This window comes from Paracoccus sp. Ld10 (assembly GCF_045064235.1).
Classification (GTDB): domain Bacteria; phylum Pseudomonadota; class Alphaproteobacteria; order Rhodobacterales; family Rhodobacteraceae; genus Paracoccus.
In genome coordinates, this window is the sequence record NZ_JBISHD010000032.1 from 231,337 (window position 1) to 256,356 (window position 25,020).

A 25,020-nucleotide genomic window follows, 5' to 3' on the forward strand; every position below is an offset into this window, starting at 1 on the left:
ATGACGCTAAAAAAAGCGCCGCCTTTCGGGCGGCGCTTGGACACCAAGGCTTGGTTAGTTCGTGACGCATAAGGGTGTCTTTCGCCCTTTCGTCCGGCTCAGTAACCCTCGCCGGGTGCTTGCGAAAAATACTTTTCCAGCTTGTCCGCCTGACCGTCCATCTCGACCGCAGTTGGCAGAGGATCTTTCTTGCGGGTGATCACCGGCCACAGTTCTGAATATTTGCGGTTGAACTCGACCCAAGTTTCCATCGCCGGCTCGGTATCCGGCCGGATAGCGTCCGCGGGACATTCAGGTTCGCAGACGCCACAATCGATGCACTCATCAGGATGGATGACCAGCGTGTTCTCGCCTTCGTAGAAGCAGTCCACGGGGCACACTTCGACACAATCAGTGTATTTGCACATGATGCAGTTGTCAGTCACGACATAGGTCATCGGGGCGCTTTCGTCTGGTCCGTTCGGCCTGTCACCTAGACATTCCCGCAGGATCAATCAAGGCTTCGCGATACAGCAGTCGCGCGTCAGCGGCGGGGCCACGACGGTCAGACAAACTGACGACCGTCAGCACCCGCACCTGCTGATAGGCCGACACGGTCAGCACGTCGCCGGGTCGAACCGCCCGCCCCGGCTTGCGACAGGGTTGGCCGTTCACACGAATGCCGCCCGCCTCGATGCGGGCGGCAGCCAGACCGCGGGTCTTGAAGACCCGCGCATGACACAGCCATTTGTCCAGCCGAAGGCCAGGGGCAGCCTCGGTCAAATCAGGTCTTGTCCTTCAGCTGCGCCAAAATCGCGAACGGGCTGTCGGGATCCGCCTTCTTCTCCGGGCGCGAAGAGAAGGTCTGAGGCCCCTGATGCGACGGCTTGCCGCCCTTTTTCGGGCCGCCAAACTTGCCGCCGGGTTTGCCATTGCGGTCGCGGCGTTCACCCTGCGGGCCGTCGCCGCGCGGGCGATCGCTTGCGGGCGCCGCATCCTTGGCCTGACCTTCGCGCGGGGCGCCGTCCCGGCGTGGGCCGCGACGCTGACCCTGCGGACGGTCACCCTGGGGTCGCTCGGCTTGGCCACGGTCGCCCTGCGAACGGCGGTTGCCGCGCGGCTTGGGTGCCCATTTGAAGGTATAGAACACCTCCATCTCGGGCGGTGCAACCTCGGTGGACGCTTCGGCCTCCGCTTCAGTCGCAGACTCGGCTGCGTCGGGCGAAACCTCGGCGTCCGGCTGGCGTTTCTCGGCTTGCTCCGCTTCCCATTTGGCGCGGGTTTCTGCGGCCAGCACGGACTCTTCCTCCGTCATGGGCGCGTCAGAACCGTCAGCCTCGGGCGCGGACACGACGGCAGGTTCCTCGGTTGCCTTGACCTTGCTGCGTTCCCCCTTGTCGGCGGAATAGCCCAGACCCTGCATCAGCCCAGAAAACTGCTCTAATGTCATGCCGGTGATCGACAGCATATCGGGGTTCGCCTCGAACCCGCCGCGCGTATCCTGGGCGCGCAGCAGGTCGGCCAGACGCTCCAGCATGTCGATGCGAATCGCCCGCTCACCCGCGGGACGATAGCCCGACAGTGCATAGACCTGATCCGGCACAACCGGCAGGTGCGGAATCGTGACAAGACCCGGCGGCGGGCTTTCGGGGAATTCCGACAGACCTTCGTGCAGCGACCACAGCACCAGACGCAGGCGCGTCGGCGCGGGCTTCAGCAGCGCGGGCAGAAAGATCGTGAACTGGCCGAACCGCACACCGTGCTTGCGCAGCATGCCGCGCGATTCCTGGTCCAGTTCCTTGACCTCGGTGGCGATGCCGTCGCGGGACAGGATGCCAAGCGCCTCGACCAGCCGGAAGGCAAAGCCGCGGGCCAGACCGGTCAGCGTCTCGTCCTTCTGCAGGGTCAGCAGCGGCTCGTACAGCGCGGCGATCTTGCGGTCGATGAAATGCTGGGCGCGGCGGCGGACCTTGTCGGCGATCTCGGGGCCGGCTTCCTCGTCGACAAAGACTTCGACCATTGGATGCAGCGGATCGGCACCCTTGACCAGCTTGCCGACCGCCTGGGTGCCCCACATCAGGCCGCCCTGTTCGGTGTAATCCATCTCGGTGTCGGGCGCGTTATAGAAACGGTCCGCACGCAGATGGAATTCAGGCTTGAGCGCGTCATAGCTGGCGCGGCTCAGCATCTTGGCCTCGTCCGCCGAAGCGGTCTGGTCGGGGCGGAAGCGGAAGCCCTCCAGGCGGCCGGCGAATTCGCCCTCGACCGTCACTTCGCCCTTGTCATTCACTTCGGCCACCAGGCTCTCCTTCTGCTTGAGCCGGCGCAAAAGCACGGATGTGCGCCGGTCCACAAATCGTTGGGTCAGGGCCGCGTGCAGCGCGTCCGACAGGCGGTCTTCTACAGCGCGCGTTTCGCCACGCCAATGCTTTTCGTCCGCCACCCAGCCCGTTCTTTGCGCGACATAGGTCCACGTGCGGATATATGCCAACCGTTTCGAGATGGCGTCGATGTCGCCCGCCGTCCGGTCGATGCGTTCGATGGCCCGGCCAAGCCAGTCCGCCGGGATATGCCCATCCTGCAGGAAACCAAAGATCCGCGCTAGCAAAGTCGCGTGTTCCATGCTGGATATGCCCCGGAAATCGGGCACCCGGCACACGTCCCACAGCAGACGGACGTCCTTGCCACCGCGGATGCGGTCCTTGATCTCGGGGAACTCGCGCAGGATCTTCAGCGTCGCGATATCGTCAGCCTCGCGCCCGCGGGTCAGCAGATCGTGGCCCGGACCGGTCTCCAGGCTTTCGACCAGCCGGTCCATGCTGCCGAATTCCAGCTTGCCGTTGCGCCAGATCAGCCGGCTGATCGGGGCAAAGCGGTGGTTCTCCAGCGCGTCGATCAGCCCATCGTCCAACGGCTCGGCCTCTCCGGTGACGCCAAAGGTGCCGGATTCGGTGTGCCGCCCTGCCCTGCCGGCAATCTGGCCCATCTCGTGCGGGAACAGCGGGCGGACGCGCTTGCCGTCGAACTTGTGCGTGGCGCTGAAGGCCACGTGCTTGATGTCCAGGTTCAGGCCCATGCCGATGGCGTCGGTGGCGACCAGGTAATCGACCTCACCGTTCTGATACATCTCGACCTGGGCGTTTCGGGTGCGGGGCGACAGGGCGCCCATGACTACCGCACAGCCGCCCTTCTGACGCCGGATCAGTTCGGCCATCGCATAAACGTCATCGACACTGAACCCCACGATCGCGCTGCGCGGCGGCATCCGTGACAGCTTTTTCGACCCTGCCCAGCTCAGCGTCGAAAACCGCTCCTTGCGCTCGAACTGGGTTTCGGGGACCAGGGCCGCGATGGTCGGGCGCATGGTGCTGCTGCCCAGAAACAGCGTCTCGACGGTGCCGCGCATGTGCAGCAGGCGGTCGGTAAAGACATGCCCGCGCCCCGGATCGGCACACAGCTGAATTTCGTCGATGGCCACGAAATCGGTGGCGATGTCGGGCATCGCCTCGGTCGTGGCGACCCAGTACTGGACGCGGTCGGGGACGATCCGCTCCTCTCCGGTGACCAGAGCCACGACGGACGGGCCGCGGGCGGCCACGATGCGGTCATAGACCTCGCGCGCCAACAGGCGCAGCGGCAGGCCGATGACACCGGATCGATGGTTCAGCATCCGCTGAATGGCGTAGTGGGTCTTGCCCGTGTTGGTCGGGCCCAGAATGGCGGTGATCCGCCCGCGCGTCGTCATGTTCATGCCCTAGATATCGGTGCCCATGTGCCCGCGTTCCAGACGTGCCAGACCATCTATCGCTTCCTGCTGGTGGGGGTGGATGGCCAGGCTGGCCCGATAGGCGGCCAGGGCGCGGTCATTGTCGCCCATTTCCTCCAGCATGGCCCCCAACTGCGTCAGGGCCGCGAAATGCCGCGGCTCCAGTTCCAGCGTGCGGCGCAGATCGGTCAATGCCGGTCCGAACTGACCCGCCGCCGCATAGGCAGCGGCGCGGGCATGAAAGCCCGCCGCGAAATCGGGTGCGTGATCGGTAAGGGCGGTCAGGTGGCCGATGGCCGATGGAATGTCCCCCATGTCCAGTGCAGCCTCTCCGCGTTGCAGCAACAGATCCATTGCCGGAGACCCGGACCGCGACCACGCACGCAGGATGTCGCTTTCGGCGATGCGCCAGCCCTGCCCCTCTGGCCGGGCAAGGCGTGCAAAGGCGTCGTCCAGACCCTGCCCGGCAGCGGCGACCGGCATGGAGCTTGCAATAACCATCAAAATCGTCAGAATTTTGTGACGCAATGCCGTGACGGCAGAGTGGAAATTCAGGCGGACCGCATTCATATGTATGGTGTAGCCCAGGCCGCAGGCCGGGCGCCAGACAAAGCGCACCAGGAGACGTGAAATGAGCGAAGTCGTGACCAAGGCCGTCCAGAAGCTGGGCGAAAAGATCGACAGCTTTGATTCTGTCGCGAAATTCGTCATCGCCGACGAAGGCGCAATCATGATCGACGAAGACGGTGTCCGCGCCGGTGACGAGGAGGCCGAAGTGACACTGACCGCCAGCCGCGAGACGTTCGAAGGCATCATGAACGGTGACGTGAACCCGGCCACAGCCTTCATGATGGGCAAGCTGAAGATCGACGGCTCCATGGGCGTCGCGATGCAGCTGGGCCAAAAGCTGTCCTAAGCACCCCCGTGCAGCAGGCACCCTTTCATCAGCTGCCGGACGACCGGTCGCGGCCTGCCCGCGCCTTCTGGGCGCAGGCAGGTGATGGGGTGCAGTTACGCATGGCGCATTGGGCCGCCGACACAGCCCGCGGCAGCGTCCTGCTGTTTCCCGGCCGGACGGAATACATCGAAAAATACTCTCCCGTCGCCCATCGCCTTATGGCGGCCGGTTACGATGTCCTGTCAATCGACTGGCGTGGGCAGGGCATGTCCGACCGCCTGCAGCCCAATCCGCGCCCCGGCCACATCCGCGATTTCGCAGACTATCAGCATGACGTGGTCGAGATGATGGTCGCGGCGGAACAGCTGGACTTGCCCCGGCCGTGGCATCTGCTGGCGCATTCGATGGGTGGCTGCATCGGATTGGCCGCCTTGGAAGGTGGTATGGCCGTACGAAGCGCGGTTTTCTCTGCGCCGATGTGGGGGATCAACCTGCGGCGGGTGCAGCATGGCGTGGCGCTTGGCATTGCCTATCTGGCAGGGCGCGTGGGTCGCGGCGGCCTGACGGCACCGGGCAGCGGCGGTGCGGCCACGACCTATCCGTTGAACGAAAGCTTTAATGCGAACCTGCTGACCGGAAACGGCGACGAATGGGCGCGGCTGGTTCGCGAAGCAGTTGCCTGGCCGGATCTGACCATCGGTGGTGCCACATTCGATTGGGTTGGCAGAGCGTTGAATGAATGCGCCCGCCTGTCGCGGATTCCGTCGCCCGACCTGCCGATGCTTGTATCGGTCGGCAGCGATGAAAAGGTTGTCTCGCCTCAGGCTATCCGTGACCGGGCCGCGCGCTGGCCACGGTCAGAGTTGCTGACAATTCCCGGTGCCAGACACGAGATTCTGATGGAAACCGCACCGCTGCGCGATGCGTTCCACGAGGCGATGCTGGCCCGGTTCGCGGCCAGCTGATCCGATTTCGCGGCACTGGCGTGCTGTCAATCCTGTCCGCTTTTGCGGTCCGATGGGGTGCTGATGCTGGGCATCCGCAGGCGGATCCGCTTCAGCCGCCGCGGGTCGGCGTCAACGACCTCGAACTCGGCTCCCGACGGGTGGGCGATAACCTCGCCACGCAGCGGCACACGTCCCGCCAGCATGAAGATCAGCCCCCCAAGCGTGTCGATGTCTTCGTCCTCGTCACCGATCAGACGCAACCCGGTTTCCGCCTCGACATCGTCCAGTGCGGCACGCGCCTGGATCAGCCATTGGCCGGTCTTTTCATGAACCCACAGGCCGCCTTCGACCTCGTCATGCTCGTCCTCGATCTCTCCAATGACCTGCTCGATCAGGTCCTCGATCGTGACCAATCCGTCGACGCCGCCATATTCGTCGATGACCAGCGCCATGTGAATGCGCTTGGTCTGCATCTGCTGCAACAGCACCCCGATCGGCATCGAGGGCGGAACGTACAGCAGCGGGCGCAGCATCGGGCGCATGGTGAACTTGCCCCCGGCACCAAACCCGTGCTTCAGCGCAAGGTCCTTGAGGTGGATCAGGCCGAGCGGGCTGTCCAGCGTGCCGCGAAAGACCGGCATTCGCGAAAACCCGTGCTCGCGGAACATCTCGACCAGATCCTCCAGCGACAGGTTCCCGGGCGCGGCCACGATCTCGACCTTGGGGATGGCGACGTCGTCAACCCGCATGCGGCGCAGGTTGACCAGGCCCGGTGTGCCCACCACATGTCTGTCCGCATGATCCTCGTCGGTCGCGGCCTCTGACCCAGTCAGGGCCGACAGCACGCGGCCAAAAAATCCTTTGCCATTTCCGGCCTCCTTCTCCTCGGTGGCGCCACCGTCGACAGCGATTGCCGCGACCTCGTGGATGGCCGGCTGAGGAGCGGGCTCGGATAATCGGCTTTCGGAATTCATCGGTCTTTCTCCTGGTAGGGGTCTGGAATGCCAAGCTGCGTCAGGATCGCGCGCTCTGTCGCCTCCATCAGCTCGGCGTCGGGGTCGTTCAGGTGATCGTACCCAAGCAGATGCAGGGTCGCATGGACCAGCAGATGCTGGACATGATGATCGAATGGCTTGCCCTGAGCCTCCGCCTCGGCGGTGCAGGTTTCGAACGCGATGGCGATGTCGCCCAGCTCATCGTCGTCCGGCATTTCGGGCGCGGTGCCCGGATCGTGCGGCAGATGTTCGACCGAGGGCCAGGACAACACGTTCGTCGCCCGTGGCTTGCCCCGGAAATCGGCGTTCAGTGCGGAAATGCGGGTGTCGTCGCAGCCCATGACAACCACCTCCCCGCCCAAGCGGTGATGGTTCAGTGCGGCGGTGACGGCAACGGCCGCCAGGTCCTCAAGACCGGCGGCCTGCCATCGGTCATCCTCGATGACGCAATCGACGGAAATCTCGTCAGGCATCGTTTCTGAATGCGCGGCGGGGAACGTACTGGCCGCGCGGCTCCTCTGTTTCACCGCGGGCAAGGGCGGCGTTGTCCTCGACCTCATACGCCTTGATGATGCGCGCGACAAGCGGGTGGCGTACGACGTCGTCGGCGGTGAAATAGCTGAAGCTGACGCCCTTGACGTCCTTGAGGATGCGTTCGGCATCCATCAACCCCGACACGGTTCCGCGCGGCAGGTCGATCTGGGTTCGGTCGCCGGTGATGACCATCCGCGACCCCTCGCCAAGGCGGGTCAGGAACATCTTCATCTGCATACTGGTGGCGTTCTGCGCTTCGTCCAACACGACAAAAGCCCGGGACAGGGTCCGACCGCGCATGAAGGCCAGCGGCGCGATCTCGATCCGCTTCTCCTCCATCAGCTTCTGCATCTGCTTGCCGGGCAGGAAATCATTCAGCGCATCATACAACGGCTGCATGTAGGGATCGACCTTTTCCTTCATGTCGCCAGGCAGGAAACCCAACCGTTCCCCGGCCTCGACGGCAGGGCGCGACAGGATGATCTTGTCGACATGGCCGCCTATCAACATGGTCACGCCGACCGCCACCGCCAGATAGGTCTTGCCCGTACCCGCAGGCCCGATGCCAAAAGCCAGCTCGTTCTGGAACAACGACCGGACATAGGCCTTTTGCGCGTCCGTGCGCGGCTCGACCGATTTCTTGCGGGTGCGCAGTTCGTAATTACCCTGCGCGAACATCTCCAGCTGCTCGGCCGGGGTGACGTCTGCAGCAGGCTCGACGCCCATGCGCAGGGCGGCCTCTACCTCGTCGGGGCCGACGGGGCGATGCTGCTCCAGCCGCGCATAAAGGCCGTGCAGCAGATTTGCGGCCTCTGACTGGGCCTCGGGGCCGCCGACGACCGCGATCTGGTTGCCGCGACGCAGAATATGGACGCCAAGAGCCTCCTCTATCCGGGCCAGGTGACGATCGTTGGGACCGCACAGGTCGATCAGCAACCGATTGTCCGGAAATTCCAGCAAGGTTTCGGCAGAAGCCGCAGTGACGGGTGGCGTCGGGGTCAGGCCCAAATGTCTCTCCTGGTCAATCTGGTCGGTTGATGGTCGCAAACCGGTCGGATTCGCACAAGTTGATCTTCGTTGCAGCTTGGACAGAACTGCCCCTCTTTATGGCAGAACCGGCACGCTTGCGCAAAAGTTGCATCGTTAATTTGCATGATTGCCGATCCCGTCGGTCCGTATGCCCAGAAAACCGGCCAGAACGGGGGCGCGATCCATATCTGCTACCGGACCGTCATGCGCGATCCGGCCGTCCGCCAGCAACGCAACCCGGTCGCCAATGATCCGGCAACTGGCCATGTCGTGGGTGATGGTGATGGCGGTGGCCCCGGTTTCGGTCACGATGCCGCGGATCAGCGCGTCGATGGCGCGGGCGCGGATCGGGTCAAGCCCCGTGGTCGGTTCGTCGAAAAAGATCACCGCCGGGTCATCCGCGATGGCGCGCGCCAGGCCCACGCGCTTGGCCATGCCGCCCGACAGTTGCGCAGGCATCAGGTCCGCGATGTCGGATGCCAGCCCGACGCGCGCCAGTTTGTCCAACGCGATGGCGCGGGCGCGGCGATCATCCATGCGCTGGCGCAGCCGGAACGCCACGTTCTGCCAGACCGAAAGACTGTCGAACAGCGCCGCACCCTGAAACAGCATTCCGAACCGCGCCATGAAACGCGCACGGTCCAGCGGCCGACCGTCCCACAGCACGTGGCCCGCGTCGGGGCGTTCCAGCCCCAGGATGCATTTCAGCAGGACCGACTTGCCGGTGCCGGACTGGCCAATCACGCACAGACTCTCTCCTGCAGCGACGGACAGATCGACGCCGTCAAGAACCCGTTTGGACCCAAATGACTTGGTCAGACCCCGCGTTGCGATCATTCGAAGAACAGCCCTGTCAGCGCGAAATTCGCGGCCAGGATGCCGACGGCGGCGGCAACGACCGCATTGGTCGTAGCACGTCCGACGCCCGCCGCGCCGCGTCCCGACCGCATCCCGAACCAGCAGCCCGACAGGGCCACAACCAGCCCGAAGACCGCACCCTTGATCAGCCCCGACGTGACATCCCAGGGCTCCAGATAGGCCCAGCTGTTCGCGATATAGCTGGTTGAATTGAACCCAAGCGAGGTCGTGCCCACCAGCCACCCGCCCATGATGCCGATGACGTCGCCGGTGGCCACCAGCACCGGCATGCACAGGATTGCGGCCCACAGGCGCGGCGTGACCAGCCAGCGCACCGGGTCGGTGGACAGTGTCACCAGCGCGTCGATCTGTTCGGTGACGCGCATGGTCCCGATTTCGGCGGCGATGCTGCTGGCGACGCGGGCCGCGACCATTAGGCCACCCAGAACCGGGCCCAGTTCGCGCACCATGCCGATGGCCACGATGGCGGGAACCACGTCACCCGCCTGAAACCGCTCGCCCCCGGAATGGATCTGCAGCGCCAGCGCGGCGCCGGTGAACAGCGCGGTCAGCCCCACCACCGGCAGGGACAGCCAGCCGATCTGTATCATCTGGCGCAGGATCGCACGGGCCGGGCCGAACCCCGACAGGCCGCGCGCCGTGAACAGCGCCACCGCTCCGATGGCCCGGGTTGCGCGCAGGGCGGGTCGGCCGATCGCCCGGATGGGTGTCACAGATAGGTCCGCTGGTATCGGAGCCCAAGCGAAGTCAGGACTTCGTAGCCGATTGTGCCCGCGATGTCGGCCAGTCGGTCGATGGGCTGATGCGCGCAGATCAGGTCCAGCCGGTCCGGCACCGCATCCAGATCGGTCACGTCCACGGTGATCAGGTCCATCGACACGCGACCCACGACCGGGCAGGCCGCATCGCCCGCAAACAGCTGCGCACCCTTGCCTGACAGCGACCGCAGGATGCCGTCGGCATAGCCCGCATCGACCGTGGCGATGCGGCGATCGCGCGGCGCGTGCCAGCTGGCGCCGTAACCCACCATCTCTCCGCGGCGGACATCGCGGGTCTGGATCACGCGCAGCGACAGGGTGACGACGCCCCGCGCCTGCGCAAAGGGCAGGCCACCGTACAGGCCGACGCCGGGACGCACGATGTCGAAATGATAGTCCGGACCCAGCAGGATGCCCCCTGTCGCGGCCAGCGACCGCGGAACACTGCAGCCATCGGTCATCGCGCGGAACGCGGCCAGCTGTGCGGCATTGGCCGGGTGGTCCGGTTCATCCGCGCAGGCCAGATGCGACATGATGAAGGCCGGACCAGCAGACAACGCCTCGGTCCGGATGGCCGCCCATTCGGCGGCTTCCATGCCAAGGCGGTTCATGCCCGTGTCCAGCTGGATCGCGAAAGACTGGCCCGGCCGCATGGCGCGGTCGCGAAAAAACTGCGCGGGGCTGTTCAGGACCGGGGTCAGGCCTGTCAGGTCCGCACCCTCCATATGTCCGGACAGCACGTTGATGCGCGCGTCCTGCGGCAGCAGGGGGCGGATCGCTCGCCCTTCATGCGCCAGGGCCACGAAAAAGTCGCGCACCCCGGCCGCGTACAGGGCCGGGACGACACGGTCTGCGCCCAGCCCATAGGCGTCGGCCTTGACCACGGCGGCGGCACGCGCACCGGGCGCCATTGCGGCCAGCGCCGCGTGATTGGCCACGATGGCCGCGATGTCGATCTGCAATCCCATAGACGTGGCTTGCCCCCCTGCCCGGCCCGCGTCAAGAGGCTGCCGCGTCGCGTGTTTGCACATATGCAATTCGCACTTCTATGTCCGGTGATATTTTGCAAATTTCCCCGAATTGTCTTTGCCGCATCCGCCTCGCAGTCTAGAATTGGATGCAGGATCAGGAGGGCGCGATGAAGGACATTCTGCAGCAGCTGGAAGAACGTCGGCAGCAGGCGCGGCTTGGCGGCGGACAGCGGCGCATCGATGCCCAGCACGCCCGCGGCAAGCTGACGGCACGTGAACGCATCGACCTGTTGCTGGACGAGGACAGCTTTGAGGAGTTCGACATGTTCGTCGCCCATCGCAGCACCGATTTCGGCATGCAGGACGACCGCCCGGCAGGCGACGGTGTCGTGACCGGATGGGGCACGATCAACGGTCGCATGGTCTATGTCTTTTCACAGGATTTCACGGTGTTTGGCGGATCCCTGTCGGAAACGCACGCGCAAAAAATATGCAAGATTATGGACATGGCGATGCAAAACGGCGCGCCGGTGATCGGGCTGAACGATTCGGGCGGTGCGCGCATTCAGGAAGGTGTGGCCAGCCTTGCGGGATACGCCGACGTGTTTCAGCGCAACGTGCTGGCATCGGGGGTGGTGCCGCAGATCAGCGTGATCATGGGGCCCTGTGCAGGCGGTGCGGTCTATTCGCCTGCGATGACCGACTTCATCTTCATGGTGCGCGACACGTCCTACATGTTCGTGACCGGGCCAGATGTGGTCAAGACGGTGACGAACGAGGTGGTCACCGCCGAACAATTGGGCGGTGCGTCGACGCATACACGGAAATCATCGGTCGCCGACGGTGCGTTTCAGGACGATGTCGAGGCATTGTCGGAGATTCGCCGTCTGTTCGATTTCCTGCCGCTGAACAATCGCGAAAAGGCGCCCACGCGCCCGTTTTTCGACGACCCGGCGCGGATCGAACCCAGCCTGGACACGCTGATCCCCGACAACCCGAACCAGCCCTATGACATGAAGGAGCTGATCGCCAAGGTCGCGGACGAGGGTGATTTCTATGAGATACAAAAGGATTTCGCAGGCAACATCATCATCGGCTTTGTCCGCATAGAGGGGCAGACGGTCGGGGTGGTGGCAAACCAGCCGATGGTGCTGGCCGGGTGCCTGGACATCGACAGCAGCCGCAAGGCCGCCCGGTTCGTCAGGTTCTGTGATGCGTTCGAGATTCCGATCCTGACACTGGTCGACGTCCCCGGATTTCTGCCCGGCACCGGACAAGAGTACGGCGGCGTGATCAAGCATGGCGCAAAGCTGCTGTTCGCCTATGGCGAGGCGACGGTGCCCAAGGTGACGGTGATCACGCGCAAGGCCTATGGCGGGGCCTATGACGTCATGGCGTCCAAGCATCTGCGGGGTGATTTCAACTATGCCTGGCCCACCGCGGAAATCGCGGTCATGGGCGCAAAGGGCGCAGTCGAAATTTTGTATCGCAGCGAGCTGGGCGACGCCGACAAGATCGCGGCGCGCACAAAGGACTATGAGGACCGCTTTGCCAACCCGTTCGTGGCGGCCGAAAAGGGCTTTATCGACGAGGTGATCCAGCCACGCTCGACACGGCGCAGGGTGGCGCGGGCATTCGCCAGCCTGCGCGGCAAGCGGCTGTCGAACCCGTGGAAAAAGCACGACAACATTCCGCTGTGACGAACATGGGGGAACGCATGGTGCACAAGGTCGTGAATGATGCAGCCGGGCCACAGGGGGACGGTGCTTTGGCGTCCACGTCCGCGCGTCACTGTCTGATCGCACCCGCCTTGTCTATCATTCCGCGCAGGCCGGCAGATCAACAAGCCGACCACAACCCGAGCAGCCGGGCGCAACCCCGCCCGCCCTACAGGAGCATGCTTTCATGTCGAAAAAGATCATCCTCGGCCTCGTGCTGGTTTCCGCATTCGCCGCGTGCCAGCGCCAGCAGCCTGCCGCCGACGTCTATGTCCCCACCGCGCCGGCCGCGCCCATGGTCAACCCCGTCACGACCGAGCCTGTCTATAACAGCAAATTCGGCTAAGACGACACGTCCGACAATCGCGCGCGGGCGGCCAGCCTGCCCGTGCGCAGCGATCCGGCCCACGCGCCCCAGCACAGGGGCCCTGCCATGCTGAAGCATCGCGGTTTTCCCGGGCGTCTGCCCGGCACCGATTTCCAATTCGTCATCCGACGCGAGAATCGCAAGAAGGGCGCCACGCCCATCACGCGCCGCGAACGGTTCAAGGACCGCAGGCCCGCCGACAAGCGTGCCGATGCGGGTTTCCTGTCTGCACTGATCGCCAATTTCGGGGACGAGCCGTTTCCCCGCGGCAATCTGGATGCCGGCCGTCTGTCCTGGCTGATCGGCCGGGAGGTCAAGCCGGTCGGCGAATTCGACCCCGCCGATTACGACCAGCTGCTGCAGGTCGACATGGCCGAGGCAGAGGCTTCGTTCCCCGAACTGTTCGTCAAGGATGCCCCGGATGCCTTTGACTGGGACGACGAGGACGGTTGGGATGACGACGAGGCCGACGACGACTGATGCGCGACTTGACGCTGAACCCCTTGAAGTCACACGCATGTCAGTTTGACGCGGGCATCAGCTATGCGATAACCCCTCACCACCTCCAATCGGCCCCCGACGGGCCCATCACGACAGGTTTCCTATCATGCAGAACATCTTCTCGCTCCGCTTTGCCGGTCTGGCCCTGGTTGCAGCTGGCCTCTCGGCATGTGCACCCGGCTATCAGGGCGGCGGCATCTCTCCGGACGCTCAGCGCGCTGCGGGCGGTGCCGTTGCCGGTGCCGTCATCGCGAAAGCCCTGGACGAAGACCTGGCGACCGGTGCCGCGATCGGTGCCGTCGGCGGCGCGCTGTGCGACGACGCCGGTGTCTGCCAGCGTCGCTACTGATCGCTGCGGCGACCCTTCACCCTATCGGCAATCCGCGCACCGCGCGGTTGTCACTCAAACCACGGGATTATCACAATGTCCAAATTCCTTGCCATCGCCGCTCTGGTCGGCACCACCGCCATCGCCGGTTGCACACAGGGTATCAACCCGACCGACACTGACCGCGCGCTCATCGGCGCAGGCGTCGGCGCAACGATCGCCAGCGTCAGCGGCGAAAACGTCGTCAAGGGCGCAGCCATCGGCGGCGCAGCCGGCGCGCTGTGCAACGACGTCCGCCTGTGCGAGTGATTTTCTGATCGGCGCGCCCGTCGCGCCGACTGTCTGCAAAGCCGTCCGAAGCCTCGCGCTTCGGGCGGCTTTTTCATGTTCCGTCCTGGGGGGAGCCCATGTTCAAGAAGATCCTGATCGCCAACCGGGGCGAAATCGCCTGCCGCGTCATCAAGACCGCCCGCAGGATGGGCATCGCAACCGTGGCCGTCTATTCGGATGCCGATCGCAACGCGCTGCACGTGCGTATGGCGGACGAGGCCGTTCATATCGGCCCGGCCCCCGCCAATCAGTCCTATATCGTGATCGACAGGATCATGGACGCAATCCGACAGACTGGCGCCGAGGCCGTCCACCCCGGATACGGTTTCCTGTCCGAGAACAAGAAATTTGCCGAGGCCCTGGAGGCTGAGAGCGTCGTGTTCATCGGCCCGCCGTCGGGCGCCATAGAGCAGATGGGCGACAAGATCACATCGAAAAAGCTGGCGCAGGCGGCGGGTGTCAGCACCGTGCCCGGTCACATGGGCCTGATCGCGGACGCGGACGAGGCCGCGGCCATCAGTGCGCAGATCGGCTATCCGGTGATGATCAAGGCCAGCGCCGGCGGCGGCGGCAAGGGGATGCGCATCGCCTGGACCGATGCCGAGGCGCGCGAGGGGTTCCAGTCGTCCAAAAACGAGGCGGCCAACAGTTTTGGCGACGACCGGATTTTCATCGAAAAGTTCGTGACCCAGCCCCGCCACATCGAGATCCAGGTGCTAGCCGACCAGCACGGCAACGCCGTCTATCTGCACGAACGCGAATGTTCGATTCAGCGTCGCAACCAGAAGGTCATCGAGGAGGCCCCGTCGCCCTTTCTTGACGCGGCCACCCGCGCCGCGATGGGACAGCAGGCCGTGGCGCTGGCCAAGGCCGTGGGCTATACCAGCGCGGGCACGGTCGAGTTCATCGTGGACGGTTCGCGCAACTTTTATTTCCTGGAAATGAACACCCGCCTTCAGGTGGAACATCCGGTGACTGAATTGATCACCGGCGTTGATCTGGTCGAACAGATGATCCGCGTCGCTGCCGGAGAGCAGCTGCCGTTTGCCCAGCCCGACCTGAAGATAACCGGTTGGGCGATGGAAAGCCGGCTGTATGCCGAGGACCCCTATCGCGGGTTCCTGCCCTCCATCGGGCGACTGACCCGCTATCGCCCCCCGGTCGAGGTTGCTGCGGGACCGATGCTGTCGGGGGGGAAATGGCTGGCCCATGGTGCGCCCACCGGTGTGGCGGCGGTGCGCAACGACACCGGTGTCCATGAGGGAGGCGAGATCAGCATGTTCTATGACCCGATGATTGCCAAGCTGTGCACATGGGCACCCACGCGACCCGAGGCGATCGAGGCGATGCGCACCGCGCTGGATGCGTTCGAGGTCGAAGGGATCGGGCACAACCTTCCCTTTTTGTCGGCCGTGATGGACCACCCGAAATTCGTGTCGGGCGACATCACCACGGCCTTCATCGCCGAGGAATATCCCGATGGTTTTCAGGGCGCGACCCTGCCCGACGATGACATGCACCGCATCGCCGCCGCCGCCGCCGCCATGCACCGCGTCGCCGAAATCCGGCGCACCCGCATCAGCGGGCGGCTGAACAACCACGAACGCCATATTGGCGACGATTGGGTTGTGTTCGCGGACAAGCAGGACTGGTCCGTGCGCATCACCGCTGATGCCCATGGCGCCGATGTCGCCATCGCGGGCCGTACCATCCGGGTCGAGGGAGACTGGCGCCCGGGCCAGTCGCTGGCGCGGCTGGAGGTCGATGGTCGCCCGCTGGTCCTCAAGGTCGACAAGATCGCCGCAGGTCTGCGCCTGCGCGCACGCGGTGCCGATTTGCGCGTGCATGTCCGCAGCCCACGTGCGGCTGAACTGGCGCGCCTGATGCCGGAAAAGCTGCCGCCCGACACGTCCAAATTCCTGCTGTGCCCGATGCCCGGCCTGATCGTGACGATCAACGTTGCACAGGGCGACGAAGTGCAGGAGGGTCAGGCCCTTGCCACCGTCGAGGCCATGAAGATGGAGAACATCCTGCGCGCCGAACGCCGGGGCATCGTCAAATCCATCGCCGCCGCACCGGGCGAGAGCCTCAAGGTGGACGATGTGATCATGGAGTTCGAATGATTTCGACCCTGCCCGCGTTTCTGCTGTCCGCCGGCCTTGGGCTTGCGGGCGCTGCGGGCATCATCGGGGCGGTCGCTGCGCGGACGGTGCCGCTCATGGGGACACAGATCCCGCTGGCCTATCTGCTGCCGCCGGTTGTCGGTCTGGCGGTGTTTCAGTTGGTCTTTGGAACAGCGACCGGGCGTTGGCGCGGGTGGCGATTCTGGGCGGCCTCGCTGCCGGTGTCCGCGACCATCTGGGGGGCCGGACTGATCGCGTTGCTGGGTGGGTATGCGTCATGGCAGATCGCCCTTGGAGGGGCAGCCGCAGGGCATGTACTGGCAGGCCTGACGGCTGTCTTCGCTGGACGGAGGTCGGACACATGACGCGATGCGGCTATCGGGTCTCGCCCTGGCGCATCGGCATGCTGTCGATCAGCGACAGAATGTGCTCGGCCGTGACAGGCGTATCAGACCGCATCTTGATGCCGCCATCCTTGCCGATCAGCAGAACCTGGAACCCAGCACCGTCGCGCAACGCATCCGCCCCCGGCCCATCGGTTAGGATCACCACCTCGCGGTCGGTCAGTTGTTGCGCATGCGACTGCAGGTCCGCGACCTGTCGGGCGACCTGCGCATCGGGGCCCAGGACAACGACCGGACGCGCCTGCCAGCGCAGGGCATCCAGCGTATCGGTCTGTACGGGCGTGGGGCCGCGGCCTGAATCGGCGGGCGCCATCGTGGGCCACAGGGCAAGAACGGTGAACAGACAAAGTCGATGCATGGGTGCTCCTTTCAGAACAGGACGCTTGTGGCGCGGAACGGGTTCCCATGGCACCGCTTGATCAATGGATCAGCCCACAACTGCAACAGGCGGTCATCACCGGTCTGTTCGTTGCCATCGGCTGGATCGTTGTTGCCTCGCAGACACGCCGACGCGATGCGATGCTGCGCCGCGCGCGCGAGACCGACCTTCAGCGCGCCTTGCTGGCAGAGATCAGGGCCCATGTCTTCGCCCTGGAACAGCAGGTGCCGTCCCCTCAGGACGCCATCCTGTTGGTCGCCCGCATCGAATCGGGCGACTTTGTGCCGACCCTGCCGCAGCAGGCCAACGACCGCATCTTTGCGGCCGTGATCGCCGACATTCACATTCTGCCCGCGCCGGTCATCGACCCGATCGTGTTATATTATCGGCTGCTGTCGATCATGGGGGCGCTGGCCACCGACCTGCGGCAGATCTCGCGCAGCGACGGCAAGCGGGCGTCACAGATGATGGCCGATTATCTGGAACTGATGGAGGAAACCCGCGACACCGGTCTGCAAGCGATGCGCGTGCTGACAGAGTGTTTGCGCGGCGGTGCCGACGCGGTCGAGGCGATGCTTGACGAAGACGAAGCGCAGGCCGCTGCGCAGAGCATGGCAGGCCTGCCGCAAGAACTGGCTCAGATGCGTGAAAGGCTGTCGTCGACTGACGTCAGTAGCCGATCTTCGGACCCGAGAGGCCAGTGATGGGGCGCAACCCGATGGCACGCACGATCTCGTTGGCACGGCTGACGGCGGTCGGCTTGGGCTTTGGTTTGGCGTCGGTCCGCAGCACGGATGCATCAGGGCGAACTGACGCCTTTGGCGCGCGCGGGTTCGACAGGCTGCGGTCGGAACGCGAATTGGCCATGATCAACCCTCCTGCTGGTCCGGCCATACGACCGGATACCTGCCATGATATAGGGAACGTGCCGCAAATCCACAAGTTTCGTGGCACGGCACCCTATCGCATCAGGCTGCCCCGACCGATTTCCTGGCGGCGCAGCGGGAGGCGGTCGATGGCGCGCCCGATCTCGCGGGCATCCCATGGGGCGGGGCGGCGGATCTTGACCTGCCCATCCTTGTCGATCAGCACCAGCGAAAACCCCTGCGGGCGCAACTGCTGTCGCCAGATGCTGTTCGCCGCCGGATCGCTGTCGACGATGATCACCGCATCGCGGGCCACCAGAGCGCGTCCGTTCCGGCGCAACAGATCCACCTGGTCAACAAAAGCCGGATCATCCGGCGTGTCGGAAAAGACCACCACTGGCCGTGCGGTCCACAGGAACTGGTCCGGTTCGACCGTGTCCGCGTCCAGCACCTGCGGCGCGCCCTCATCCAACGGAGAGGCATCCGGCAACGGGTCCGGTTCGACGCGCTGCGCCACGGGCGGCAGCCGGGCCGGATTGCGCTGCGGCACCATGTCGCGTGCCCGGGCGGTGGATGGACCTGTGTCAACCCCGTCTCCCGGGGCCTCGACTGTGGCACCATCGGGCGGCGGTGCATCGCGTGCAGGCCCCATCGCGGCCAGCGCCATCACGAATATCATAAATTTCAACTTCATCGGCACCTCGTCATGTCTTGAATATAGGGCAGGACCGTCGGCAGGAAAGGATGGATCATGACAAAACCCACGCTGCAGGACTGGCGTACGCTGGCACAGAGCGAACTGAAGGGGCGCGATCCCGACAGTCTGACCTGGAACACGCTGGAGGGGATCGCGGTCAAGCCGGTCTATACCCGCGACGATCTGGACGGCATGGCTCACCTGGACGGCCTGCCGGGCATCGCCCCCTTTACCCGCGGGCCGCGGGCCACGATGTATGCGGGCCGCCCCTGGACCATCCGGCAATATGCGGGATTTTCGACGGCCGAGGAATCGAACGCCTTTTACCGTCGCGCATTGGCTGCGGGGCAGCAGGGCGTTTCGGTGGCCTTCGACCTGGCGACCCATCGCGGCTATGACAGCGACCATCCGCGGGTCGAGGGGGATGTGGGCAAAGCCGGAGTCGCCATCGATTCTGTCGAGGACATGAAGATCCTGTTCGACGGCATCCCGCTGGACAAGGTTTCGGTGTCGATGACCATGAACGGTGCGGTCATCCCGATCCTGGCGAATTTCATCGTCACCGGCGAAGAGCAGGGCCATTCGCGCGCCGTGCTGTCGGGGACCATCCAGAACGACATCCTGAAGGAGTTCATGGTCCGCAACACGTACATCTATCCGCCCGAACCCAGCATGCGCATCATCGCGGACATCATCGAATACACGTCGGCAGAGATGCCGAAGTTCAACTCGATCTCGATCTCGGGCTATCACATGCAGGAGGCCGGGGCGAACCTGGTGCAGGAGCTGGCCTATACGCTGGCTGATGGGCGCGAATATGTGCGTGCGGCGATCGCCGCGGGAATGGACGTGGACGCATTCGCGGGGCGGCTGTCGTTCTTTTTTGCCATCGGCATGAATTTCTTCATGGAGATCGCCAAGCTGCGGGCGGCCCGCCTGCTGTGGCACCGCATCATGTCAGAGTTCGAACCCAAGAAGCAGGGCAGCCTGATGCTGCGCACGCATTGCCAGACATCGGGCGTGTCGTTGCAGGAACAGGATCCCTATAACAACGTCATCCGCACCGCATACGAGGCGATGTCGGCAGCGCTTGGCGGCACCCAGTCACTGCACACCAACGCGCTGGACGAGGCGATCGCCCTGCCCACTGATTTCAGCGCCCGCATTGCGCGCAACACCCAGCTGATCCTGCAGGAGGAGACGGGCATTACCCATGTCGTCGATCCGCTCGCAGGGTCGTACTATATCGAAAGCCTGACGGCGGAACTGGCCGACAAGGCCTGGGCGCTGATCCAGGAGGTCGAGGAGATGGGCGGCATGACCAAGGCCGTCGCCAGCGGCATGCCCAAGCTGCGCATCGAGGAGACGGCGGCCCGTCGGCAGGCCCTGATCGACCGCGGGCAGGACGTGATCGTCGGCGTCAACAAGTACCGCAAGGAGACCGAGGATCCGATCGACATCCTGGACATCGACAACGTCGCCGTCCGGCTGAGCCAGATCGACCGGCTGACCCGCATCCGCGCCACCCGCGACGAGGCCGCCTGCACCGCCGCCCTGACCGAGGTCACCCGCCGCGCACGCGAGGGCGGCAATCTGCTGGAGGCTGCTGTCGAGGCCGCCCGCGCCCGCGCCACCGTCGGAGAGATCAGCATGGCAATGGAGCAGGAATTCGGACGTCACCGGGCCGAGGTCCGCACCCTGGCCGGCGTCTATGGCGCGGCCTATGAGGGCGATGAGGGGTTTGCGCAGATCCAGCGCGACGTCGAGGCGTTCGCCGAGGAGGAAGGCCGCAGACCACGCATGCTGGTCGTCAAGATGGGTCAGGACGGGCACGACCGCGGCGCCAAGGTGATCGCCACTGCCTTTGCCGATATCGGTTTCGACGTGGATGTGGGGCCGCTGTTCCAGACGCCCGAAGAGGCCGCCCAGGACGCCATCGACAACGACGTCCACGTGATCGGCATCAGCAGCCAGGCGGCGGGCCACAAAACCTTGGCACCCAAGCTGATCGCGGCCTTGCAGGACGCGGGCGCGGGCGACATCCTGGTGATCTGCGGCGGGGTAATTCCGCAGCAGGACTATAAATTTCTGCGCCGCGCGGGCGTCAAGGCGATCTTTGGTCCCGGCACGAACATCCCGTCCGCGGCCGCAGATATCCTGAAGCTGATCCGCGAGGCGCGCGCCTGAAATTTGCGTCCCGCGACGGCGGGGGGCCAGCCCCCCGCACCCCCCGGTGGCCTGTGTGGCGCCACGAGGCCTGCTTGCCACATCGCGCGTGCTGTGAAACGCTGCACGCAAAGCAATTGGGTGAGACATGGACGACGGGCGCAACGGATCGGTGAAGCAGATCATCTGCATCAAATGGGGCGCCAAGTTCGGCCCCGAATACGTCAACCGCCTGCATGCGATGGTCGCCCGCAACATCACGCCGCCCTTTCGGCTGTTCTGCTTTACCGACGATGGGACCGGCCTGCATCCCGACATCGCGGTGCGGCCCCTGCCCGATTTCACCTACGCCGCCCCTGTGAACACGCGCGGCAAATGGCCCAAGTCACGACTGTGGGGCGATCTGGGCGATGTCACAGGGGTAGTGCTGTTTCTGGATTTGGACGTGATCGTCACCGGTAACCTGGATGCGTTCTTTGAGCACGGCGACCCCGACGACACGATTCTGGGCCTGAACCCGAACACGCCGTTCGAGAAGATGGGCCAGACTTCGGTCTATCGGATGCGCGTCGGCAACCTTGCTCCGCTCCAAAAGATCTTTGCCGCCGATCCGCAGGCTGCGGCGGACACGTATAAATACGAACAACGTTTTGTCACCCGGAACGCACCCGGCGGGGTCAAGTTCTGGCCGCGCGGATGGCTGGCGCATTTCCGGTTCCACTGTGTGCCGACCTTTCCGCTGAACTATCTGCGCGACCCGAAGATACCGCGGGGGACACGGATCGTGATGTTCCCCGGCAGCCTGAACCCACCCGATGCGATTTTGGGCCGGTGGGACGAGGCTGACCAGGCCCGCGCCCCCCTGGATCACCTGCGAACCGCCTTTACCGGTCCGCGGCGCGAGGGGTTTCTCAAGCACCTGCGCCATTATGTCCGGCCGACCCCGTGGGTGGCGCGGCTGTGGCGTGAATGATGCCCCTGCCCCGCGCACCCGACCGGCTGCCCGATGAGATGGCGACAGCCCTTGGCCATGCCGTCGCGGCCTTCGGCTTTCTGGAAGAGGCGCTGAAACGCGCGATATTTTCGCTGACGCGCAAGGGGCTGGGGCACGATGCCCAGGACGATGCCCTGCACGCCTGGCTGCGCCGGATGGAGGAGATCGCCGACGACAGTCTGGGTACGCTGATCGACAGCTTTCTGGCAGCCGCCCGTCGTGGTGATGCGGTTGGGGGCGACGGGGCCGATGTCGGACCCCTGCCCAAGACGCTTCCCGACCTGCGGCGATTGCGCAACCTGCTTTGCCACGCATCGTGGCGACCGGGGGCACAGCCGGGGTTGTGGCACCCGACATTCATCAACACACGCGGCCAACGCCACCCTCACGACATGTCGGCCGATGACGTATTGCAGATCCGCGACCGCACGTTGGCTGCGGCGCGACAGGTGGTGGGCGTGATGCGACAGACCGGGATTGACGGCGAATGGGCGGGCACCGACGCCTGACCCGCCCATCGGCATGCATGCCACAGGACCATGCGACGACCGCATCGCGCGTTGCAACATGCGCCATGGCAGGCTAACACCCGCGAAATCAAGGATGAGAGGCACCCATGTCGTCCCCCCTTCGCCTCGGCATCGCCGGGCTCGGCACCGTCGGGATCGGTGTCGTCAAGATCGTACAGAAACACGCCGACCTGCTGGCAATGCGGTCTGGCCGTTCGGTGGCCATCACCGCCGTCAGCGCGCGTGATCGCATGAAGAACCGTGACGCCGACCTGTCCGCCTATCGGTGGGAAGCCGACCCGATGGCGGTTGCCACCGCCGATGACGTCGACGTGTTCATCGAGCTGGTCGGCGGCGACACGGGTATCGCCCGCGACAGCATCGAGGCCGCATTGCGGTCCGGCAAGGACGTGGTGACCGCGAACAAGGCGCTGTTGGCCATGCACGGCCAGCACCTTGCACAACTGGCCGAAAGCCTGGGCCGCGTGATCCGGTTCGAGGCCGCCGTCGCAGGCGGCATCCCGGTGATCAAGTCAATGACGGAATCGCTGGCCGGAAACCGCATCACCCGCGTGATGGGCGTCATGAATGGCACCTGCAACTATATCCTGACACGCATGGAAAGCGCGGGCCTGCCCTATGACGCCGTCTTCGAAGAGGCACGCCAACTGGGCTATCTTGAGGCCGACCCCGTTTTGGACGTTGGCGGGATTGATGCGGGACACAAGCTAGCGATCCTGTCATCGATCGCCTTCGGCACGCAGGTCAACTTCGACGCGGTCGAAATCGAAGGGATCGAACGCGTCAGCATCGACGACATCCACCGCGCCCGCGACATGGGCTATCGCATCAAGCTGCTGGGGGTCGCCCAGATGACCGCCCGTGGGCTGGAGCAACGGATGTCGCCCTGCCTGGTCCCCGCCGATAGCCCTCTGGGGCAACTGGTCGGGGGCACGAACATGGTGGTGATCGAAGGCGACAGCGTCGGCCAGATCGTCCTGCGCGGCGCGGGCGCGGGCGAAGGCCCGACCGCCAGCGCAGTCATGTCCGACATCGTGGAAATCGCCCGTGGCGTCCGCATGCCGGTCTTTGGGCAACCCGCCCAGACGCTGACCGTGGCCCAACCCGCACGCACGGCCGTTCCCGCCGCCTATTACATAAGGCTGGAGCTGCAGGACAAACCCGGCGCCCTGGCCAAGGTCGCGACCGTGCTGGGTGATGCCGGCATCTCGATCGACCGCATGCGCCAGTATGGCCAGCACAGCCCCGCCAGCGTGCCTGTTCTCGTGGTGACGCACAAAACGACCCCCGAGGCGATCGACTACGCGATCGAGGCTCTGCCCCGCACCGGCGTGCTGGTCAGCGACCCGGTCGAACTGCGCATCGAAGAAGTCTGAAAAAGGGGGCCACCGGCCCCCGTCCTGCGCCGCAAGGCGCTGATCGTGCCGCGCCCCCATTTCGGGGGCGCCTCCGTTTGGTCAGGCATCCTTGCCCAGATAGATGTCGACCAGCTTGCCCAGCATCGCCAGCGCGTCCTCGCGCGACCGCTGAAAGCTGTTGCGACCGATGATCGACCCGTTGCCACCGCCATCGCGGATCGCGCGCGCGTCGTCATAGACCGCATCGGTCCCCTTGGCCGCCCCGCCCGAGAACACCACGATGCGGCGACCGCCAAAGCTGGCCTGCATGCAATGCTCGACACGCTTTGCCCGTGTGGACACGTCGATGGCCTTGTCCTCATAGACTTTCTTGGCCTCAGGCAGCATCAGGTGATCGGTGGACAGCTTGATCTTGATGATATGCGCACCGATCAGCGCCGCGATCTGAGCGGCATAGGCGGCCACGTCGATCGCCGTCTCTCCGTCTTTGGTGATCGCCTCGCCGCGCGGATAGGACCAGATGACGGTCGCGACGCCCTTGGCCGCGGCCTCCTTGCGCATGGCCACGATCTCCTCGAACATGTCCAGCGCCATGTCCGACCCCGGATAGATCGTGAACCCGATCGCCGCGCAGCCAAGCCGCAGCGCATCGTCGACCGATGCGGTGATCGCCTGGTTCTTGCCCGCCGTGTCCGACATCAGGCTGTTGGCGCTGTTCACCTTCAGGATTGTCGGTATCTGGCCCGCAAACGTGTCCGCTCCGGCCTCGATCATGCCCAGGGGTGCGGCATAGGCGTTCAGGCCCGCATCGATGGCCAACTGATAATGGTAATGCGGGTCATAGCCGCCGGGGTTCGGCGCAAAGGACCGCGCAGGCCCATGTTCGAAGCCCTGATCGACGGGCAGGATGATCATCTTGCCCGTCCCGGCCAGCTTGCCGGTCATCATCATTCGGGCCAGCTGAGCCTTGACGCCCGGCGTCTCGCCTTCGTAATTGGCTAGAATGCGGCGCACCGTATCGGTCATCTGCATCGGTCTCTCCTATCGATTTGGCGCTGGATAGCATGCACAAGACCTGCGGCAATGCTGGTTACGCTAACAAATTCAGGTGGATGCGGTTTTCCGCCGGACTGCCGCAGGGCGGTCCGTAAAACCTTAATCATAGATGAATCGATTTTCAGACGAATTGTCAGCATCATGCCTGAAGGGACCCCATCCCGACAGGAGGATGACATGTTCATGACCACGACCCTGGCGCATTATCAGCTGCCGATTTTCGGTATCGGCTCCAGCGCCTTGGAAACCCGGATCGGCGCCGATGAGCGGACCGTCTGGATGCAACCCATCACGGCGGGCGCCAGCCAGACGGAACTACTGCCCACGTCCACCGTGCAATCGGCAGAGCGTGTCACCCCGCCGATGGCGTATTCGCTGTGGCTGAAAATGCTGTCCGACTATGAATCGGGCGCCAAGGCCGGTCAGGCCGGCGAGTGAGGCGCGCCG

Annotated in this window: 29 protein-coding genes; 15 read left to right on the forward strand and 14 right to left on the reverse strand. The window is 64.7% G+C overall.

From position 1 onward, the window contains the following. Nucleotides 1-98: 98 nt before the first annotated feature. Genes fdxA through ACJJVR_RS14985 form a run of 4 tightly spaced genes read right to left on the reverse strand, consistent with a single transcriptional unit; the run spans nt 99 to nt 4,228 of the window. A complete protein-coding gene (gene fdxA / locus ACJJVR_RS14970; RefSeq protein ID WP_405405734.1) occupies nt 99-437 on the reverse strand; it encodes a ferredoxin FdxA in 339 nt (112 codons plus the stop codon). 31 nt (nt 438-468) lie between these two features. Then, on the reverse strand, nt 469-762 hold the full coding sequence (locus ACJJVR_RS14975; RefSeq protein WP_405405736.1) for an RNA-binding S4 domain-containing protein: 294 nt from the start codon (nt 760-762) through the stop codon (nt 469-471). Nucleotide 763: 1 nt separating this feature from the next. Further along, nucleotides 764-3,724 (reverse strand): helicase-related protein, encoded by a 2,961-nt coding sequence (locus tag ACJJVR_RS14980; RefSeq protein WP_405406466.1) that lies wholly within the window; start codon nt 3,722-3,724, stop codon nt 764-766. Between the two features lie 9 nt (nt 3,725-3,733). Further along, nucleotides 3,734-4,228 carry a tetratricopeptide repeat protein gene (locus ACJJVR_RS14985; protein WP_405405738.1) on the reverse strand — a complete coding sequence of 165 codons (495 nt, stop codon included), beginning with the start codon at nt 4,226-4,228 and terminating at the stop codon, nt 3,734-3,736. A gap of 148 nt (nt 4,229-4,376) precedes the next feature. Between ACJJVR_RS14985 and ACJJVR_RS14990 the strand changes: the two genes are divergently transcribed. Then, nucleotides 4,377-4,661 carry an SCP2 sterol-binding domain-containing protein gene (locus tag ACJJVR_RS14990; RefSeq protein ID WP_405405739.1) on the forward strand — a complete coding sequence of 95 codons (285 nt, stop codon included), beginning with the start codon at nt 4,377-4,379 and terminating at the stop codon, nt 4,659-4,661. Between the two features lie 8 nt (nt 4,662-4,669). After that, nucleotides 4,670-5,608 (forward strand): alpha/beta fold hydrolase, encoded by a 939-nt coding sequence (locus ACJJVR_RS14995; protein WP_405405740.1) that lies wholly within the window; start codon nt 4,670-4,672, stop codon nt 5,606-5,608. Nucleotides 5,609-5,634: 26 nt separating this feature from the next. On the opposite strand, the gene ACJJVR_RS15000 is transcribed toward ACJJVR_RS14995, so the two are convergent. The 6 genes from ACJJVR_RS15000 to alr all read right to left on the reverse strand — a co-directional run bounded on the left by ACJJVR_RS15000 (nt 5,635) and on the right by alr (nt 10,753). Further along, nucleotides 5,635-6,564: a hemolysin family protein gene (locus ACJJVR_RS15000; protein WP_405405742.1), complete on the reverse strand. Its 930-nt coding sequence runs from the start codon at nt 6,562-6,564 to the stop codon at nt 5,635-5,637. Then, complete coding sequence (gene ybeY / locus ACJJVR_RS15005) at nt 6,561-7,058, reverse strand: rRNA maturation RNase YbeY (RefSeq protein WP_405405744.1); 498 nt, start codon at nt 7,056-7,058, stop codon at nt 6,561-6,563. Before ybeY ends, ACJJVR_RS15000 begins: the two co-directional genes overlap by 4 nt. Further along, complete coding sequence (locus ACJJVR_RS15010; protein ID WP_405405746.1) at nt 7,051-8,127, reverse strand: PhoH family protein; 1,077 nt, start codon at nt 8,125-8,127, stop codon at nt 7,051-7,053. The genes ybeY and ACJJVR_RS15010 overlap by 8 nt, the downstream gene beginning before the upstream one ends. A 135-nt stretch (nt 8,128-8,262) precedes the next feature. Next, the gene (locus tag ACJJVR_RS15015) at nt 8,263-8,985 is read right to left on the reverse strand and encodes an ABC transporter ATP-binding protein (RefSeq protein WP_405405748.1); all 723 of its coding nucleotides are present in this window, start codon (nt 8,983-8,985) and stop codon (nt 8,263-8,265) included. Next, nucleotides 8,982-9,740: an MlaE family ABC transporter permease gene (locus ACJJVR_RS15020; protein ID WP_405405749.1), complete on the reverse strand. Its 759-nt coding sequence runs from the start codon at nt 9,738-9,740 to the stop codon at nt 8,982-8,984. Before ACJJVR_RS15020 ends, ACJJVR_RS15015 begins: the two co-directional genes overlap by 4 nt. Next, on the reverse strand, nt 9,737-10,753 hold the full coding sequence (gene alr, locus ACJJVR_RS15025) for an alanine racemase (protein WP_405405750.1): 1,017 nt from the start codon (nt 10,751-10,753) through the stop codon (nt 9,737-9,739). Before alr ends, ACJJVR_RS15020 begins: the two co-directional genes overlap by 4 nt. A gap of 170 nt (nt 10,754-10,923) precedes the next feature. Here alr and ACJJVR_RS15030 point away from each other — a divergent pair, with 170 nt between their 5' ends. The 7 genes from ACJJVR_RS15030 (at nt 10,924) to ACJJVR_RS15060 (ending at nt 16,488) form a co-directional block, all read left to right on the forward strand. After that, nucleotides 10,924-12,456 (forward strand): acyl-CoA carboxylase subunit beta, encoded by a 1,533-nt coding sequence (locus ACJJVR_RS15030; RefSeq protein WP_405405752.1) that lies wholly within the window; start codon nt 10,924-10,926, stop codon nt 12,454-12,456. Nucleotides 12,457-12,661: 205 nt separating this feature from the next. Further along, complete coding sequence (locus ACJJVR_RS15035; RefSeq protein ID WP_405405753.1) at nt 12,662-12,820, forward strand: hypothetical protein; 159 nt, start codon at nt 12,662-12,664, stop codon at nt 12,818-12,820. Between the two features lie 87 nt (nt 12,821-12,907). Next, complete coding sequence (locus ACJJVR_RS15040) at nt 12,908-13,321, forward strand: hypothetical protein (protein WP_405405754.1); 414 nt, start codon at nt 12,908-12,910, stop codon at nt 13,319-13,321. 127 nt (nt 13,322-13,448) lie between these two features. After that, complete coding sequence (locus tag ACJJVR_RS15045) at nt 13,449-13,691, forward strand: hypothetical protein (RefSeq protein ID WP_405405756.1); 243 nt, start codon at nt 13,449-13,451, stop codon at nt 13,689-13,691. Nucleotides 13,692-13,766: 75 nt separating this feature from the next. Then, nucleotides 13,767-13,979 carry a YMGG-like glycine zipper-containing protein gene (locus ACJJVR_RS15050; protein ID WP_103173704.1) on the forward strand — a complete coding sequence of 71 codons (213 nt, stop codon included), beginning with the start codon at nt 13,767-13,769 and terminating at the stop codon, nt 13,977-13,979. A gap of 98 nt (nt 13,980-14,077) precedes the next feature. After that, nucleotides 14,078-16,123: a biotin carboxylase N-terminal domain-containing protein gene (locus ACJJVR_RS15055; RefSeq protein ID WP_405405759.1), complete on the forward strand. Its 2,046-nt coding sequence runs from the start codon at nt 14,078-14,080 to the stop codon at nt 16,121-16,123. Then, on the forward strand, nt 16,120-16,488 hold the full coding sequence (locus ACJJVR_RS15060; RefSeq protein ID WP_405405760.1) for a hypothetical protein: 369 nt from the start codon (nt 16,120-16,122) through the stop codon (nt 16,486-16,488). The genes ACJJVR_RS15055 and ACJJVR_RS15060 overlap by 4 nt, the downstream gene beginning before the upstream one ends. 10 nt (nt 16,489-16,498) lie before the next feature. Here the strand turns inward: ACJJVR_RS15060 and ACJJVR_RS15065 are convergent, their stop codons facing one another. After that, a complete protein-coding gene (locus tag ACJJVR_RS15065; protein WP_405405762.1) occupies nt 16,499-16,885 on the reverse strand; it encodes a DUF4174 domain-containing protein in 387 nt (128 codons plus the stop codon). 47 nt (nt 16,886-16,932) lie between these two features. Between ACJJVR_RS15065 and ACJJVR_RS15070 the strand changes: the two genes are divergently transcribed. Further along, nucleotides 16,933-17,610 carry a hypothetical protein gene (locus tag ACJJVR_RS15070; RefSeq protein WP_405405764.1) on the forward strand — a complete coding sequence of 226 codons (678 nt, stop codon included), beginning with the start codon at nt 16,933-16,935 and terminating at the stop codon, nt 17,608-17,610. Here ACJJVR_RS15070 and ACJJVR_RS15075 read toward each other — a convergent pair. Continuing rightward, nucleotides 17,576-17,773 carry a hypothetical protein gene (locus tag ACJJVR_RS15075; protein WP_405405765.1) on the reverse strand — a complete coding sequence of 66 codons (198 nt, stop codon included), beginning with the start codon at nt 17,771-17,773 and terminating at the stop codon, nt 17,576-17,578. The two genes, ACJJVR_RS15070 and ACJJVR_RS15075, sit on opposite strands and share 35 nt — an antisense overlap. Before the next feature lie 93 nt (nt 17,774-17,866). Further along, a complete protein-coding gene (locus ACJJVR_RS15080) occupies nt 17,867-18,466 on the reverse strand; it encodes a DUF4174 domain-containing protein (RefSeq protein WP_405405766.1) in 600 nt (199 codons plus the stop codon). Between the two features lie 57 nt (nt 18,467-18,523). Here ACJJVR_RS15080 and scpA point away from each other — a divergent pair, with 57 nt between their 5' ends. The 4 genes from scpA to ACJJVR_RS15100 all read left to right on the forward strand — a co-directional run bounded on the left by scpA (nt 18,524) and on the right by ACJJVR_RS15100 (nt 23,535). Further along, a complete protein-coding gene (gene scpA / locus ACJJVR_RS15085) occupies nt 18,524-20,656 on the forward strand; it encodes a methylmalonyl-CoA mutase (protein WP_405405768.1) in 2,133 nt (710 codons plus the stop codon). A gap of 127 nt (nt 20,657-20,783) precedes the next feature. Then, on the forward strand, nt 20,784-21,608 hold the full coding sequence (locus tag ACJJVR_RS15090) for a glycosyl transferase (protein ID WP_405405771.1): 825 nt from the start codon (nt 20,784-20,786) through the stop codon (nt 21,606-21,608). Beyond that, complete coding sequence (locus ACJJVR_RS15095) at nt 21,605-22,138, forward strand: hypothetical protein (RefSeq protein ID WP_405405773.1); 534 nt, start codon at nt 21,605-21,607, stop codon at nt 22,136-22,138. The genes ACJJVR_RS15090 and ACJJVR_RS15095 overlap by 4 nt, the downstream gene beginning before the upstream one ends. Before the next feature lie 107 nt (nt 22,139-22,245). Continuing rightward, the gene (locus ACJJVR_RS15100) at nt 22,246-23,535 is read left to right on the forward strand and encodes a homoserine dehydrogenase (RefSeq protein WP_405405774.1); all 1,290 of its coding nucleotides are present in this window, start codon (nt 22,246-22,248) and stop codon (nt 23,533-23,535) included. 81 nt (nt 23,536-23,616) lie between these two features. Here the strand turns inward: ACJJVR_RS15100 and ACJJVR_RS15105 are convergent, their stop codons facing one another. Continuing rightward, a complete protein-coding gene (locus ACJJVR_RS15105; RefSeq protein WP_405405777.1) occupies nt 23,617-24,549 on the reverse strand; it encodes a class I fructose-bisphosphate aldolase in 933 nt (310 codons plus the stop codon). Nucleotides 24,550-24,750: 201 nt separating this feature from the next. Here ACJJVR_RS15105 and ACJJVR_RS15110 point away from each other — a divergent pair, with 201 nt between their 5' ends. Beyond that, on the forward strand, nt 24,751-25,011 hold the full coding sequence (locus ACJJVR_RS15110) for a hypothetical protein (RefSeq protein ID WP_405405778.1): 261 nt from the start codon (nt 24,751-24,753) through the stop codon (nt 25,009-25,011). Nucleotides 25,012-25,020: the final 9 nt, after the last annotated feature.

What these genes read in the sequence shown, in the direction of transcription:
- fdxA (WP_405405734.1), bottom strand. Translation starts at nt 437, where the DNA reads ATGACCTATGTCGTGACTGACAACTGCATCATGTGCAAATACACTGAT.
- ACJJVR_RS14980 (WP_405406466.1), bottom strand. Translation starts at nt 3,724, where the DNA reads ATGACGACGCGCGGGCGGATCACCGCCATTCTGGGCCCGACCAACACG.
- ACJJVR_RS14985 (WP_405405738.1), bottom strand. Translation starts at nt 4,228, where the DNA reads ATGCCGGTCGCCGCTGCCGGGCAGGGTCTGGACGACGCCTTTGCACGC.
- ACJJVR_RS14990 (WP_405405739.1), top strand. Translation starts at nt 4,377, where the DNA reads ATGAGCGAAGTCGTGACCAAGGCCGTCCAGAAGCTGGGCGAAAAGATC.
- ACJJVR_RS15000 (WP_405405742.1), bottom strand. Translation starts at nt 6,564, where the DNA reads ATGAATTCCGAAAGCCGATTATCCGAGCCCGCTCCTCAGCCGGCCATC.
- ybeY (WP_405405744.1), bottom strand. Translation starts at nt 7,058, where the DNA reads ATGCCTGACGAGATTTCCGTCGATTGCGTCATCGAGGATGACCGATGG.
- ACJJVR_RS15015 (WP_405405748.1), bottom strand. Translation starts at nt 8,985, where the DNA reads ATGATCGCAACGCGGGGTCTGACCAAGTCATTTGGGTCCAAACGGGTT.
- alr (WP_405405750.1), bottom strand. Translation starts at nt 10,753, where the DNA reads ATGGGATTGCAGATCGACATCGCGGCCATCGTGGCCAATCACGCGGCG.
- ACJJVR_RS15030 (WP_405405752.1), top strand. Translation starts at nt 10,924, where the DNA reads ATGAAGGACATTCTGCAGCAGCTGGAAGAACGTCGGCAGCAGGCGCGG.
- ACJJVR_RS15035 (WP_405405753.1), top strand. Translation starts at nt 12,662, where the DNA reads ATGTCGAAAAAGATCATCCTCGGCCTCGTGCTGGTTTCCGCATTCGCC.
- ACJJVR_RS15040 (WP_405405754.1), top strand. Translation starts at nt 12,908, where the DNA reads ATGCTGAAGCATCGCGGTTTTCCCGGGCGTCTGCCCGGCACCGATTTC.
- ACJJVR_RS15045 (WP_405405756.1), top strand. Translation starts at nt 13,449, where the DNA reads ATGCAGAACATCTTCTCGCTCCGCTTTGCCGGTCTGGCCCTGGTTGCA.
- ACJJVR_RS15050 (WP_103173704.1), top strand. Translation starts at nt 13,767, where the DNA reads ATGTCCAAATTCCTTGCCATCGCCGCTCTGGTCGGCACCACCGCCATC.
- ACJJVR_RS15055 (WP_405405759.1), top strand. Translation starts at nt 14,078, where the DNA reads ATGTTCAAGAAGATCCTGATCGCCAACCGGGGCGAAATCGCCTGCCGC.
- ACJJVR_RS15060 (WP_405405760.1), top strand. Translation starts at nt 16,120, where the DNA reads ATGATTTCGACCCTGCCCGCGTTTCTGCTGTCCGCCGGCCTTGGGCTT.
- ACJJVR_RS15065 (WP_405405762.1), bottom strand. Translation starts at nt 16,885, where the DNA reads ATGCATCGACTTTGTCTGTTCACCGTTCTTGCCCTGTGGCCCACGATG.
- ACJJVR_RS15070 (WP_405405764.1), top strand. Translation starts at nt 16,933, where the DNA reads ATGGCACCGCTTGATCAATGGATCAGCCCACAACTGCAACAGGCGGTC.
- ACJJVR_RS15075 (WP_405405765.1), bottom strand. Translation starts at nt 17,773, where the DNA reads ATGGCCAATTCGCGTTCCGACCGCAGCCTGTCGAACCCGCGCGCGCCA.
- ACJJVR_RS15080 (WP_405405766.1), bottom strand. Translation starts at nt 18,466, where the DNA reads ATGAAGTTGAAATTTATGATATTCGTGATGGCGCTGGCCGCGATGGGG.
- scpA (WP_405405768.1), top strand. Translation starts at nt 18,524, where the DNA reads ATGACAAAACCCACGCTGCAGGACTGGCGTACGCTGGCACAGAGCGAA.
- ACJJVR_RS15090 (WP_405405771.1), top strand. Translation starts at nt 20,784, where the DNA reads ATGGACGACGGGCGCAACGGATCGGTGAAGCAGATCATCTGCATCAAA.
- ACJJVR_RS15095 (WP_405405773.1), top strand. Translation starts at nt 21,605, where the DNA reads ATGATGCCCCTGCCCCGCGCACCCGACCGGCTGCCCGATGAGATGGCG.
- ACJJVR_RS15100 (WP_405405774.1), top strand. Translation starts at nt 22,246, where the DNA reads ATGTCGTCCCCCCTTCGCCTCGGCATCGCCGGGCTCGGCACCGTCGGG.
- ACJJVR_RS15105 (WP_405405777.1), bottom strand. Translation starts at nt 24,549, where the DNA reads ATGCAGATGACCGATACGGTGCGCCGCATTCTAGCCAATTACGAAGGC.
- ACJJVR_RS15110 (WP_405405778.1), top strand. Translation starts at nt 24,751, where the DNA reads ATGTTCATGACCACGACCCTGGCGCATTATCAGCTGCCGATTTTCGGT.